A 12199-nucleotide genomic window follows, 5' to 3' on the forward strand; every position below is an offset into this window, starting at 1 on the left:
CTTTGGGATAGTTGTTTTCTCATGAAATGTCCGGGCTAAGGAGAATTCCCATGCCCAAACCCATTGAGGTGTTGCTGTATGATCTGGCGTTCAACATGGCCAAAACCGTCTTCAAGCAAACCCCGCTGACAAGCCGCACGGTCTCGTTCACCAAAGGCGACGCCGTCTACCGCTATGGCAGCTACATCGCAGACCGGCCCCAGCTCTGGAACGAGGTACTCAAGGTCTGGCAGCCCTTAAGCAAAGACAACAACCGCTGGACCGGCACCGACGGCAAAGGGGGCGGCAGCCAGGGCCTGTATACCTCCAACGAGTTCCTGTTCGACAAAGACTTTACCTTTGCCGAGATGAAGCACTACATGACCCAGGCCCTCACGGATACGCCCCTGGATCCCCAGACCCCGGTGGAGTACATGCACTACGAAGCGGGTAAAGCGCCGCAAGCCAAAATGGAAACAGCGGGGAACCTGCGCAGCGTCTTCCTCTACACCTTCAATCAGCCCCAGGACGGGCTGAACCTCCGGTTCACCGCAGACCCCATGAGCTACCCGCAGCTGATCTACAAAAACATGCTCAAGGAAGGGGCGGACATCGTCAAGGGGCGCAGCCTGGAAGACCTCTACCTGGGAGAGGACTACAGCTTTACCCGGGCCGTGGGCAACGCTGCCTTTGAAACCTTTGACCTGCCGTGCATCCAGGTCTCCTCAGCACGGGAAATCGGCGGGTTCAACACGATTTTTCGATGCGACCAGGGCCAGATGGTGCTGGACGTGGAGCCCCAGGGACGAGCCTCGGGCTACCAGATCCTGAAAGACGGCAGCCCTGTGGTCCGCCAGGCCTACACCATGGACGATCTCACCTACAACGCCCAGTTCGACCAGCCGGAGAGCAAAAAACTCGTGCCCCTGCCCGAACAGCTGGAGGTCCTCTCCCCTCTGGAAAAAACGGTCCGGGATATGTCCAAGAAGGTAGACTGGTCCTTTGAACCCACCACCGTGGACAAGGCCGTTGCCGACTCGGTGAACCGCCAGTTGTCGTCCATGGACACACCCTTTGACACCTCGGTTACCGAGCTGAACAAAACCATGCAGGACGGCGTCATGGATTCGGTGGCCTCGGCCCTCACCAAAACCGGCGTAAGCCTCATCGCCCCGGAACCGGGCTTTACTGACCTGGTCACCCGGATCCAGGTCTCGGGCGTGGCCACCCTCTTCCAGTCCCAGATGGTCAAGGAGCGCCTGGCAAAATTGACCGAAGAGGTATCCGGCGGCCCGGGCTACCTTCAGACGGTCACCGACCAGGTGCTTCTGGAGAAAAAGCAACACCTTCTTTCCCAGGAGGCGGGAACCATCCAGGCCACCATCGCCGAAGCGGGCACGGCCCGGCAGGAGACCAGTGCTTCCATGGAAACCAAGAACCAGCAGCTCAAAGAGGTGGAGGAAAAACTCAAGTCCAAACCCGATGACCCAGACCTGAAAAAGAGCCAACAAGAGCTGACCCGGGAACTGGCCGACCTGACGGACAAGCTCAAGGCCGAAGACGAAAAATACACCAAGGCTGAAGAGGCCCAAAAAAGCAACGAAACCGCCCGGAAAGAGGCCGAAGAAAAGAGCAAGGAGGCGGCGGAGCGCCGGGCGGCCCTTAAAGACCACGTATTCGAGGGGAAATAACATGAACAATCCCACAACCGACACCACCCTGCTCTCCAACCCCCAGGAGGCTTTCCAGACCCTGGCGTCGGGGGGCAATCTCTTCATCATCAGCGTGCTGGACGAGGTATCCCTGGGCAAAGGCACGGACATCGGCGACGACCTCACCGCCTACGACCATGTCTATCTCTACGGCCAGGGATGCCTCCTGAGCCAATCCGTCAAGCTCAAGAACAGCCTGTTCTCCCTGCAAAGCCTCACCACTACCGGTCAGGGACTCTTCGACCTCTCCGGCAAACCGGGCACCAGCCCGGACACCCCCAACCAGAACCCCAATGAAAAAGGACAATCCGGAGGGCCTGGGGGGCCCGGCGGCACCTTTCGCCTCTATCTCCAGAACGTGGCCGACAACCGGCTGAACTTCAAGGTGTCTGTTGCGGGCGGAGCCGGAGGCGACGGGCAGCAGGGCAAAATCAACACCGACGGGGGAGATGGGGGGAACGGAGGAAACGGCGGCACAGCGGAGGTCCTGGTGGGCCTCAGCTGCTGCGACCTCCTGGACAACCTCCGGGCAGTCGCCGGGCTGGACAGCCTTGCCCGGCGGCACGTGGCCCTGACCCCCATCATCGGTGCCTACAAAGCGGACTCCCAATGGGCGTCATTGATTCCCCTGCTCACCAAAGCGGCCCGGGCCAAGAGCCTGGACGACTCCACACATGCCCTTGAAGCCGTTGCCGCTCAGCTGGCATCCATGGACTCCCAGTTCGACAACACCCTCCACGGCAACCTGGTGGTCAACGGCGGGGCCTACGGCACCTACGGCCAGGGCAAAACCCCGGGAACCAACGGCTCCCCGGGATCCCCGGGAAGCAAAAGCCTCTTTACCTTTGGCCGACTCTCCCAGCTGGACTGGGAAAAGGGGCACACCGCCCCGGGATTTTTCGTCCATCCCAGCCAGGTGAGCCGCCTCATGGACAAAGCCAGGCTCACCTATTGGACCATGGACCCTGTGGGCCGCCCTCAGTCTGTCACCGACACCATGGTCCTGTTTCAGCAGATCGAGGAAAAAACCGCGCCCTTTGCCGACGCCACCCCGGAAAACAAGGCCCTGCGTTCCTATTACACGGCCCATGAAACCGAGTACGGTGCCCTGGGGTCGGTGCAGCAGCTCCAGAGCCTCCATGCCCAGGCGGTCAACGCCCTGCTGCAGATCAAACAGGGCCAGGACCTCTTCGGGTTTGCCGCGGACCACGTGCCCCTGGTCTCCTTTAACAGCCTCTTTCAAACCCTGGATGAGCTCATGGCCAACTTCAGCCTCATCCAGACCGCCTACGACGACTACTTTGCCAAATTGAAAGAAAAAAAAGCGAAGATCGCATCGGTGGTCACCACCCGGCAGAAAAACGAAGCCCTCATCAGCAACGCCAAAAGCCAGATCCGAATGCTGAAAGTCCTTCTTATCAAGCAGGCGGGGGTCATCGACAGCTACCAGAGCATCCTGCCGACCCTGAAAAAGAAGGTGACGGACCTCCTCAAAACCTTTGAGACCAAGGTCAAGGACCACTTTGACTTCAACTTCGACAGCTTCCTTCAGAACATGAGCATGGTGGCTTTTGCCCCGGAGTCCAAGTTCATGGCATTGACCCAGGGGGCCGAATTTCTTCACAACTCCCTGTCCAAGGTCACGGACAGCCGGGGGATTGCGGTGAACAAGGCCTACCTGGTGGACGAAATTCAGACGGTGCAGTCCAGCGTCAAAGGGTTGCAGGAGGGCTACGAAGCCTTAGACGACGGCACCCTGAAACCCGACGACCCGGGCGGGGCCAAGCTCATGGCCGAAGAGCAGCAGTTCCAGACGTTCTTCAATGACTTCAAGGACCAGTTCCCCGACGATCTTAAGGAGTTGAAAAAGGCCTTCGACGCCTATATCCAGAAGGTCCAGGAGAGAAACAACCACATTCTCCAGTACAACGCCCAGGTCATTGTCGCCTTGAAGAACCACCAGCTCATCGACAGCCTCACCGCTGAAGACGCCACCTACACCGCCAAGGTCCTCTCCACCATGGACCCTTCCCTCCCCGACATGGTCAGCTTCATGGCCCGAACCTATTACACGGCCCGGCAGCAGATCATGGAGTTCATGGACCTGACCCAGCAGGCCTACAGGTTCTGGGCCCTGTCTGACGCTGAGATCATCAGCAGCACCTTTTCAGGCAACCTGCCCACCCTCAATGCCTCCGTCCTGCTGGCTGCAAAAAGCGACCTGCTGACCAAGACAGACAAGGCCCTGGAACACTTTGGTTCCAATGCCCAGCACTTCCCGGACAAACCCGGCCAGCAAGGGCTGGTGGTTACGGTGGGCCAGGGGGAGCGCTCGGTGCTGCAGTACCTGAACCTCATGACGGTCTCCCTTAACGCCCCCAGCCTTACCACCGGCAAGGCCGACAGCGTCTTTGCGGGCATGTGTGATGTCCGCATCTCCCGCGTGCGGCTCTGGCTGGACGGCGTCAAAACAGATGGGAAGACCCTCAGCATCCACATCACCCACACCGGCAGGGAAGAGATCTACGACCAGGCGAACAACCGCTTCACCTTCAGCCATGAACCCGTCACCAAGCTGTTCACCTACAACCTCACAACAAAAGAGATATTTGAAGACGCCAACTTCGGGATGGAACAAAACGCAGACCATGGGCCAAACGAATATGCGGCCCTGGGCCCCTTTACCCAGTGGCAGTTCAAAATCGATCCCGCCCTGAACCCGGGCCTGGACCTTTCGGGACTCAGCGCGGCCCGCATCGAATTCCACGGCACCAACTACGCCTTTGCCTGAACCGACCATGCCCTTATAAACACACATGGCCCCGGGACATACCTCCCGGGGCCATGTGTGTTTCATCCAAAACCAATCCGTCCGGACAGCGCTTGTGTCATGAACCGGCCACAGACTCAAGTTCCGATGCCAGGATCCCCTCGGGTCCCAGGGAATGGCACATGTATCTGTCGAATCCCCGTTCTGTTTCCATGAGGTTGCGCCCCAGGGAGACCTTCCAGATCTTTTCCAGTTCAGGGTCTGTGGTCAGATAAATGGTTCTTTCCCGGGGCAGGCACACCATGGAGCACAGGGTCCTACACCCCGGATCATCACATACCGCCTGCCTCAGCAAGTCGAACCCCCGGGACACACCGAAGGCTTGCTTATGCGCCGCAAGGTAAGCATGGGCCCTGCGGTAGCGTTCCGCCCCGACGCCCACCACATCCGCAAGGGGCTTATGGGCCATGGCGTGATTTGAAAAATTGGCCATGACCAGATAATCCCCGTCCATCTCGGTGATGACGTGCTCTCTGTTATCCGTCTCCGTAACCATGGCATGGCCGTCCACATCGGCAAAAAGGTTGTGCACGGACGGCCCTGTGAACTGAACCCACCTTTTTGACGAAATCAGGCGCCGGACCTCGTCCACCCGGCCACAGGAAGCCAGGGCATCGTATTGATCCCCGATATACCCATCCTCCTCCCCCAAGCTCTCCACGCCATTCACATAGGGTTCGATCTCCTGACAGGAGCAGAAAAGACCCCGGTCGTTCATGCCGCAGGTTTTGGCGAAGTGGTTCCTGAACATCGGGTCGTTCTGGGTTTTCTCATAGAGAAAAGCCAGATGAAACACGTTCATGCCGCCACGGGATTCGATGAGAAATTTCAACGGGATTGGAAAATAGTCAAAATTCATTCCATAGACGATCTGTTCGCCATACACGGCAAAACCCGTGCACGCGCACGCCAATGGCACCCAGCAGAAAACCAACAAGAGTGATAAAAGAGAGATTTTGAGTTTCATCTCTCCTTCATCGCATGTTTTCTCTCATTTCAAAAGCCTGCTAATAATCGAGGGTCACAATGCGTCCCTTGGTAAAGGTAAAAAAGGTCTGCTTGTCGGCAACACGAACCCCGTCAATCAGGTCGTCCTTGCTCTTCCCAGCCGCCTTGAGGCACCCCGGGCAGGCCATGAGGACCGCATTCTTGTCCATGAGCGCTTTCAGGGCCGCTTTCGAGGACGGAAAATGGGAAAAGGTGACCTCTTCGGCATCCTGCAGAACGGCCTCCACGCCCTTGATGTCGAAATAGACGAGGACATCCTTGTCATCTGCCATGATGCTGGCCATGTTCAAGGCCATCAGCAGCCTGTGGGGGGCGTCCGCACCGTGGCTGATGTGAAGAAAGACACCGTCCCTGGGAGCTTCGGCACCCCCCTGGCATCCAACGCCGAACCAGGCCAGCCCGACAAACAGAAGTGTGGACAAAAACACGCTCAGCTTTTTCATTTTTTCCTCCATTACGGTTTAACGGTTGGCAGTCTGAAACAGATCGACATATCCGAAGGGCAGGCAGAAGGGCCCGACAAAGGAAACCGGAGTGCATGCCACAACGGTTCAAAAGAAAAACAGGGAATGGTAGTGATTTCATGGAAAGGAAAGCTGGGATTTGTCCCGCGCCGGATCACGGCATATCGGCACCGGTCAATCGTCGAGGCAATTTTAATACCCCAGGCCTCAAAAAGAAAGGACAATATGCCATAACACACCGTGACATCGAAACAAAACCCTCAGGAACCGGCACAAAAAAAATATGGCCGGAGGAGATGCCCCCCGGCCATGGGTATACTGTCACTCACGATTTTCTACGCGTTACAAAGGCAATCCCATCAACCCGGATCAGGAAGGTTCACCTCCTGGAGGTCTTCGCCCAGGTGAATCCGCTCGGTGCTGCCCAGAACGCCCAGGGCAAGGGCCAGGATGGTCCAGGCATGGACTGCGTGGTACCCGCCCCCGAAGTGCTCACCCAGCTCGTGGATCTGGGCGTGGCAGTTGTGACAGCCGGTGACGCAGTAGGTGGCCTGTGTTTTCTTTATCTGCAGGTCCTTGATCTGTCCGTAGGCAAGCCGCTGATCCTTGTAGCCGGACTGCAGGAACCCGCCGCCTCCGCCACAGCAGAAATTGTTTGATTTATTGGGATACATATCCACGAAATTATCTTCCCCCACGCACGATTTCACCACAAACCGCATATCATCGGCAGCAGGATCCCCAAAGGATTTCCGAACGATCTGGCAAGGATCCTGAAGGGTAAATTTAATCTTGAGCTCATCGTTCCAGCTGGGATCCGGCTTGAGCTTTCCTTCGCGGATCCACCGGGCATACATGGTGTACATGGTCTCGACCTTGAAGTTGTGAGGAATCTTGAATTTGTCCAGTCCTACCAGGACTGCAAAAGTGATGTGCCCTCACTCTGTGTTCAAGAATGTCTTGCACCCCAGCTCCTCGCACTGCCGGGCGCTGCGCTCGGTGAGCTCTTTCCACCCGGCGTCGTCGGCCATGAACATGCAGTAGTTCTCGGCGGCCCAGCCGGAGCTGCCGTAGGTCCAGTCCACCCCGGCAAGGTTAAGGATTTTCCACAAAGGCCCCATCTCCTCGGGCTCGATCATGGGCTCCCTGGAGTTCTGGTTGATAAAATACTCGGCCCCTTTCTTGTCGATGGGGGCTTCAAGGTTCCGTTCTTCCCAGATGGGATACTCCTCCTTGATCTCGTCGAGGATATCCTCCACCACAAAGGCGAAATCCTCCTGGGTGCAGCCCATGGCGCTGTTGGTGGGCTTGGCCAGGGCCATGTCGCAGGAGCCCAGGATGCCCTTGGGCATCTCGTCGCGAGGCCGCAGCCTCCGGGCGTTGAAGACGAGCTGAGGGATGTTGATCTCCATGGGACAGGCATGCACACACCGCATGCACATGGTGCAGAACCAGGGCCATCGGCTCTCTTTGATCTCTTCATCCATGCCGAGGGCGGCCATGCGCAGGAATTTCCTGGGATCCATGTCATCCAGCCCCGTGGCAGGGCAGCCCGAAGAGCAGACCCCGCAGGTCAGGCAGGAGTTGAGATTCCCTCCCTTCGGAAGGAGCTTCATGACCATGTCCTTAAAGGGGCTCTTGGACGCCCCCGTCAATTTTACAGGCTTATCACTCATGGGTTCTATTCCTTTCTTGATGGCTTTTTCACAAGGGCGAAGGCCCGGCCCGCATCACAAGAGATGACGCGACACACGGTCATGGCCGGTACCGGCGGACGGCATGGTCCCTGCTGGAATACCGACAACAAGATGACACGCGCAGGTATCACCTGGAGTCAGGAATCGGTGAGAGGAGAGAAAATGAAGGCAGAAACGAACAGAGAGTGAGGAAGGAGAAAACAGCCGATATACACCAAATGCCAAAGACACACGCCATAAACCCAACTCTACCAAACCCGCCATCCCCTGTAAATACGCAAGGTTTGCCCACGACAAAATCCAAGGAGAGACCCGGGTCGGACCCGAGTGCAAAGACCCACGATCTTTTTTCGCGATCTCGGTTCTTCCCCACAGGCAAACACCGTTCAGCCCGCCATCTCCCCGACATAAAGATACCCTCTGTACGCCCACATAAGCAAAAGCCCCTGTGGACGGGGCTTTCCGACAAGGGTATACATAACAACCATGCGACGCCCCCCCCCCTTAACGCATCCCGTTCGCCGCATGTCCCGGCCCGAGAAGGCCCTCTCATCGCAAAAAACCCATGTCCCAACCAAATAGAAACCAAGGCCCGATCCATGAATCGTCTTTACTCAAAAATCCTGGCTCTCTCCGCCCCCACCATCTTCGGCCTGATCATCCAGGCCATGTACCAGGTTCTCAATGCGTATTTCGTAGGATTTCTGGGGGTGTCCGAGCTGGCAACCGTGAACCTCACCTACCCCCTGACCTTTGTGCTCATCGCATTGGGCCAGAGCATCGGCATCGGCACAGCGGCCATCACCTCACGGAGCATCGGGCGAAATGACCTTGCCCACGCACATGCAGCCGCCAGCAGCGGCCTGATGCTGGGGATTCTGGCAGGGGGGACCTACCTTGGAGTGATGTTTTGGAAATTTGACCTTGTGGCCCGTATCATGGGAACCGTCCCGGGGACCGAGGCCTGTTTTTACAGGTATGGGAGGCTTATCCTGGTGGCCTTCCTCCTCGTGCTTGCCAACACCATCTTCGGCTTCATTGCGCGAAGCCAGGGAGGGACCCTGTTTTCCATGGTGACGCTGATCATTGCCTTTGCCCTCAACGCCCTCTTCGACCCGATATTCATTTTCTGGATGGACCTGGGCATCCGCGGAGCAGCCTGTGCCACCTTGCTTGCCCAGATCCCCGCAGTGGGAGCATACATCTGGTATTTTTCCAGCAACAAAAGCCGAATTCGGATCCGCCCAACCCTCCGGGCCGTGAACCGCCACGTGTGCGCTGCCATCCTGAGTATCGGTATTCCCACCTTCATGGCTTTTGTGATCAATGTCCTGGCGGTTGTCCTGGTCAACCGACAGGCCGCCGCTTTCGGGGCAGAGGCCGTGGCGGGGATCGGCATCGCCCTGAGGCTCTACACGGTATCCACCCTGCCCGTCATGGGCCTTGCCAACGGCGTCCAGTCATTAATCGGGGCCTGTGTGGTGGACACAGACCCCGCAAAAATCAAAGCCCTTCTCTCCGCCCTTCTCAAAATCGGAACGGGTTACGGAGCCTGCGCATCCCTTCTCTTTTTGATCTTTTCCAGGCCCCTTGCAGCCCTTTTTTCAACGGAGGCTGCCGTCACGACGATTCTGTCCGGATCCCTTGCCATCTATATGGGCTTTTTCGCCATGGTCCCGGTTCAGCTCATCGCCATGATCTTCGAGCAGTCCAAGGGCAACGCCAGGCTTGCCATGTATGTCTCTTTCGCCCGCCAGGGCATCTACCTCATCCCGCTGCTGCTGGTCCTGCCCGGCAGGTTCGGCATCAACGGGATCGCCGCCAGCCAGCTCCTCTCGGACCTCACGGCAGGCTTGTCCTGTGTGATGATCCTGTGGCGGCAGGTGTTCGCCGCCACGGATGCAACACCTACCGGGCCGGAAAATTCACATAGATGGGATTGGTGACCGCCTTCACCCGGCCGTAGAGGAGGCGCTGGAAAAGAAGGAGGTCGGGGGTCCCCATGAGTTCCGCGCGGTAATAGGTCCTGCCCCTTGAAGCCGGGGTGTCGGTAAAGGTCACACGGGTGGCGCCGCCGCTGACGATCCAGGCCCTGTGGGGGATACCGTTTTTCAAGACGCCCACAAGGTAGGTGTCTTTTCCGGCCAAAAGCCCCAGCAGCGAGGGAAGATCCACCTCCCCTGCCACGAGCTTCACCAGGTTCTCGGCCGTGAGTTCTTTGACCCTTGGCACGGCAAACCAGCCCGGCGGGGCCGGGTTGCGGATATCGATCTGAAAGGAGAGCTCCCGGCCCGGGGTCTGGATCAGGTTGTCCCCCATGAGGGTTTCGAAGTATCCGTCGCCGTCCCGGTCGGCCACCAGGTCCAGGCGCTCGGCGTCCGGGGCGTAGCTCAGGGAGACACGGCCGTTTTTCAGGCTGCGAAGGATGGCGTCTCCCGTCTTTTCTTGGGCGTAAACCCAGGTGGTGGGGTTTCCGTGGCCGAAGAGGGCCGCCTCGATCTTTGCAAAGGGGTCCGAAGCATACTCGACTAACTTGTGGGTGTCCGAGCCCCCCACACCGGTCATGCGGCGCCCTTTGAGGAGCTCGGCATCCCAGAACGGGTGGCTGGACCAGCCGTTGAGGTTGGGGATGCGGTACATGCTGTTCCAGATCTCGATGGTGTCCACGGCGTTGTCCACATCATACTCCCAGGGACAGCAGAAAATGGCCGAGGGGTGGTTGATGGAGAAAAGAGCTTCCCCGTCATGGGCTCCGTAGACCGCGGCCACGGCATCCAGACCGGTGTTGGCGTGCCAGAGGGGTGTGTAGTCAAAGGGCGCTGCGGCCCATGCATTGGCGTGGCCCTTGCCGGTGGTCCACTCCACGCCGTAGAGGAGCACGGTCTCCTCGGAGGTGTAATCCGGGTCTTCCCAGTGGGTGGGCATGACCGGGCCGGGGTCTTGGGGGTCAAACATGTTCGAGTCGTGCTCGGTGAGGACAAAAAAATCAAGGTCTTTGTCTTCCGCGCTTTTCAGAACGGCCGCCACCGGTGCGTTGCCGTCGCTGTGCAGGGAGTGGGCGTGCAGATCCCCTTTAAGCCACTGCCCTGAGCCGTTGGAGCCCTCATCCTCCCCTTCCAGCCAGCGGCTCATGAGGAGAAACAGGTCGGTGTTATCGATAAAGTCGCCGGAGAACCCCGGGTCAAACCCTGAAAAGAGCTCTGAAAAAAAGGTGTCCGTACCGTCCACCAGGCCATCGAGGAACGGCCCGGCACCGGAGCCCTTCACATAACAGGGGACGGGCACGTTGCTGTGGGTGTCGGCATGGAACACCATGGACGGCAGGTTACCCGCCCCGTTGTCTCCCACCGGGACAAAGGCCCTCTCATCGGCTCCCCAGAGGTAGCCGCACTCATGGTCGGCGGTGACGATGAGCAGGGTTTCGTCCCAGTTGCTGTTCTCCTCCACCCAGGCAACCACCTCGGAAACGGCCGCGTTGAAGGCTGTCTGCTCTTCGATCATGCGGCCCTTTTCATTGCTGTGATTGGCCCAGTCCACGGCCCCGCCCTCCACCATGAGGAAAAAGCCGTCCGGATCGTTGGACAAGGCATGAAGGGCCCCCAGGGCCATGTCCGAAAGGCTGGGAACGGAAGGGTTCCGGTTGCTTTGATCCACCACCTGAGGATCGCCGGAACGTCCCTGCTGAAGGGTGGTGGCGGCCCTGGCCAACCCGAACACCTTGCCCGCAGAAAGGGAGCCCTGGGCCAGGGCTTCAAAATCAGCTTTCTCATCCATGAAGGCCCAGGAACGCCCGTCCTTTGCCCGGGCCCCGTCCGCATCGGTAAGATCGGCGAAGACCGCTTCCCCGCCCACGTACGCGTAGTCCCGGTCATGGGACTTCAGGTGCCCGTTGTTGTCGTACATGGGGTGGCCCGCCCCCATGATCACGTCGAGTTCGCTGCCGTAGATCATCTGGGCTGCGATCTCTTCGTAGTTGTTGCGGGAGATGTTGTGGGCCACCATGCCCGCCGGTGTGGCGTGGCTCACCTCCACGGAGGTCACCACCCCCGTGGCCAGGCCCTGGGTGGAGGCGGTCTCCACAATGTTTTTAACGTCGATGAAAAGAGGGGATTTTCCCAGCATGCCGGGGTAGGTCTTGACCGCTGTGGCCATGGCCGTAGCAGCCGCCGCGGAATCCGTGGGGTTCAAAAGATGCGAGCCGAACAGCCGCCAGCCCAGATCGGGCTTGTAGGCGCCCAGGGCGCTGTAGGTGGTCATGGCATACTTGTCCTCAAAGGACTCATAAACCGCCCGGTTGCCGTTGTAAAAATCCGTTGCCATGACGGTGCCCATGCCCTGACCGTCACTGATCATCAGGATCACATGTTTTGCAGCCGAGACCGGTGGGGCAAAAAGCCCGATCATGAAACACGCAATACCCAAAAAACAGCCCTGCTTTCCAAGGATTCTCATGGTTCCTCCTGAGACATACGGGTTGTTGTTTGACAGCTGACTCTGTTTACCTGCCCG

Annotated in this window: 7 protein-coding genes; 3 read left to right on the forward strand and 4 right to left on the reverse strand. The window is 58.5% G+C overall.

Annotated features, from left to right (window positions below; all coding sequences use genetic code 11):
• The first annotated feature begins 50 nt into the window (after positions 1-50).
• Together MSL71_RS15645 and MSL71_RS15650 are read left to right on the forward strand one after the other, a co-directional pair.
• Positions 51-1670, forward strand: a complete 1620-nt coding sequence (locus tag MSL71_RS15645; protein ID WP_180141970.1) for a hypothetical protein — start codon at positions 51-53, stop codon at positions 1668-1670.
• A gap of 1 nt (position 1671) precedes the next feature.
• Complete coding sequence (locus tag MSL71_RS15650) at positions 1672-4482, forward strand: hypothetical protein (protein WP_180141972.1); 2811 nt, start codon at positions 1672-1674, stop codon at positions 4480-4482.
• 97 nt (positions 4483-4579) lie between these two features.
• On the opposite strand, the gene MSL71_RS15655 is transcribed toward MSL71_RS15650, so the two are convergent.
• The 3 genes from MSL71_RS15655 to MSL71_RS15665 form a co-directional block, all read right to left on the reverse strand.
• A complete protein-coding gene (locus MSL71_RS15655; RefSeq protein ID WP_180141973.1) occupies positions 4580-5323 on the reverse strand; it encodes a C45 family peptidase in 744 nt (247 codons plus the stop codon).
• Positions 5324-5528: 205 nt separating this feature from the next.
• A complete protein-coding gene (locus MSL71_RS15660; RefSeq protein ID WP_180141975.1) occupies positions 5529-5972 on the reverse strand; it encodes a DsrE family protein in 444 nt (147 codons plus the stop codon).
• A gap of 380 nt (positions 5973-6352) precedes the next feature.
• The gene (locus MSL71_RS15665; RefSeq protein WP_180141977.1) at positions 6353-7669 is read right to left on the reverse strand and encodes a (Fe-S)-binding protein; all 1317 of its coding nucleotides are present in this window, start codon (positions 7667-7669) and stop codon (positions 6353-6355) included.
• Positions 7670-8289: 620 nt separating this feature from the next.
• On the opposite strand from MSL71_RS15665, the gene MSL71_RS15670 reads away from it, so the two are divergent.
• Entirely contained in the window at positions 8290-9636 is a 1347-nt protein-coding gene (locus MSL71_RS15670) for an MATE family efflux transporter (protein WP_180141980.1), read from the forward strand.
• On the opposite strand, the gene MSL71_RS15675 is transcribed toward MSL71_RS15670, so the two are convergent.
• Entirely contained in the window at positions 9599-12142 is a 2544-nt protein-coding gene (locus MSL71_RS15675) for an alkaline phosphatase (RefSeq protein WP_180141982.1), read from the reverse strand. The two genes, MSL71_RS15670 and MSL71_RS15675, sit on opposite strands and share 38 nt — an antisense overlap.
• Positions 12143-12199 lie beyond the last annotated feature (57 nt).

This window comes from Desulfoluna butyratoxydans (assembly GCF_900699765.1).
Classification (GTDB): domain Bacteria; phylum Desulfobacterota; class Desulfobacteria; order Desulfobacterales; family Desulfolunaceae; genus Desulfoluna; species Desulfoluna butyratoxydans.

Coding starts and splice junctions, on each gene's coding strand:
- MSL71_RS15675 (WP_180141982.1), bottom strand. CDS start 12,142: ATGAGAATCCTTGGAAAGCAGGGCTGTTTTTTGGGTATTGCGTGTTTC.
- MSL71_RS15655 (WP_180141973.1), bottom strand. CDS start 5,323: ATGAACGTGTTTCATCTGGCTTTTCTCTATGAGAAAACCCAGAACGAC.
- MSL71_RS15670 (WP_180141980.1), top strand. CDS start 8,290: ATGAATCGTCTTTACTCAAAAATCCTGGCTCTCTCCGCCCCCACCATC.
- MSL71_RS15650 (WP_180141972.1), top strand. CDS start 1,672: ATGAACAATCCCACAACCGACACCACCCTGCTCTCCAACCCCCAGGAG.
- MSL71_RS15645 (WP_180141970.1), top strand. CDS start 51: ATGCCCAAACCCATTGAGGTGTTGCTGTATGATCTGGCGTTCAACATG.
- MSL71_RS15660 (WP_180141975.1), bottom strand. CDS start 5,972: ATGAAAAAGCTGAGCGTGTTTTTGTCCACACTTCTGTTTGTCGGGCTG.